The sequence below is a fragment of the Acinetobacter sp. UBA2063 genome (assembly GCF_002333245.1).
Lineage (GTDB): Bacteria > Pseudomonadota > Gammaproteobacteria > Pseudomonadales > Moraxellaceae > Acinetobacter > Acinetobacter parvus.
Genome location: NZ_DDAH01000118.1, coordinates 7068 through 7511 on the forward strand (window position 1 = coordinate 7068; position 444 = coordinate 7511).

General features: G+C 27.0%; 1 pseudogene. It reads left to right on the top strand.

Annotated elements, in window-relative coordinates:
* A pseudogene (locus B4H32_RS05200) lies at positions 1-444 on the top strand (hypothetical protein); the annotation flags it as partial.

Sequence of the window (444 nt, forward strand, 5' to 3'; positions counted from 1 at the left end):
TTTGAAAATTTTGAAAAGATTACACGCTGTGCCAATGCAATTGTTAAACAAGTGAATGAACCTGCACTACAAAATTTATTTTTAGTTGGTAATACTGCAAATTGGAAAATTGTATTGCTTGCACTTTTCCAAAATGGTCAGAGCCAACATCCTCAATTTAAAAATCTATTAAAATTAATGGAAGTTTTATGCTTTAAACTTAAATTAGGAGATTATCGTACTGATCGTTTACCAGTTTTTGCAAAAGAATATTTAAGTTCAAAAAACTTTGATTTACTTTATGAGAATATTAAATTTGCAACAAATAAAGGATTTAAATGGTATTGGGAAGACAAATTCATTAATCTTGTTGAAGATTATACGACAAAAAAACATGTTTACGATAGCAAAACCATAAAATTTATCTTATGGCAATATGAAAATATGCTAAGAGAAAAGAATCGT